This window comes from Micromonospora sp. NPDC049559 (assembly GCF_040676675.1).
Lineage (GTDB): Bacteria > Actinomycetota > Actinomycetes > Mycobacteriales > Micromonosporaceae > JBFAPK01.
Genome location: NZ_JBFAPK010000085.1, coordinates 1 through 1,070, shown reverse-complemented (window position 1 = coordinate 1,070; position 1,070 = coordinate 1). Strand labels below are relative to the sequence as shown.

Here is a 1,070-nt window from a genome sequence, read left to right as displayed (position 1 = left end):
AGACTTCTATATAAAAATGGTAAAGAAATTATATCAATGTCTGCTTCAGAAGAAGTACAATATGATATTTATAATATAGTAAAGAAAAAAAATATTGAATATAATATTAGAGACGAAGATATTAGAATATCTAAAATGGGGCAAGTTATTTATATTGATTTACAAAACATAGTTGATAGAAATTCCTATATTCAAACTATTGAACAAGCAGATGTATACAGAAATGAAATAATAGAAGAAATTAACCAAAATTTCATAAATTTTGATAAATGGTTAAATATTTCATTCACTGAAAAATATTACTCAAGACAAATAAACTAAATATTTCTCTAATTCTCATAAAGTGTTAATATTATTAATGTGTTCTATACTAATTATGGTTATAGTCCTTCATTCATTTGGAGGACTAATTTATATTTAAATTAGTACACTGTCATTCTTACTTATTCTCCCATTTTTCTTTTAATTGACGTTGAAATGCTTCTCTATCTTGTCTTAATTTAGTGTCTTCATTGTATATTTTGTGTGATTGTGTATATTCTTTTTTCTCTAACCATTTAGGTGTTTTTTCTCGACTACTATAGCGCTTAGACATAATTTTATCTTGTCTTTCAGGTTTTCGTTTACTATGTATACACTTCTCAGCGTCAAAGATAAACTCTAACCATTCAATTTTACGTCCTTTTTTAGCCTTGATTTTATTAATGTGAAGATTGTTAAAAATAGTGTTTAACTCTGTAACAATAGGCTTCAAAACATTTTTATTAATATCTGTCATTCTATAAGATTTAGGGATATCTAGGCGTTCTCTAAAATCATCAATTTTAATTTTCATATAACCAGTGTGTTTATATTGTTTAAGTATTCTAAACATGTTTTTTGAATATGTAGATTTCAAATTTGTCATTTCTTTTAATTCAAATTTAGTAAAGTTGCTAGTAATTGAATTAAGTATATGCTTTAAATTAGGAGAAGTTGAAATTTCTAAGTATTGATCTTTTTTATGAATTCTATAATGATTAAATAAAATAAATCTTTCTATAACCTCATCATCTTCGTATCTAATTGTT

General features: G+C 24.1%; 2 protein-coding genes. One reads left to right on the top strand and one right to left on the bottom strand.

Annotation, left to right across the window (positions count from 1 at the left end; genetic code table 11):
• The coding region (locus AB0J86_RS38765) for a hypothetical protein (RefSeq protein WP_363863874.1) at positions 1-321 on the top strand (321 nt) is incomplete at its 5' end.
• Positions 322-439: 118 nt separating this feature from the next.
• Here the strand turns inward: AB0J86_RS38765 and AB0J86_RS38760 are convergent.
• On the bottom strand, positions 440-1,070 hold a 631-nt coding region (locus AB0J86_RS38760; protein ID WP_363863872.1), incomplete at its 5' end, for a RepB family plasmid replication initiator protein.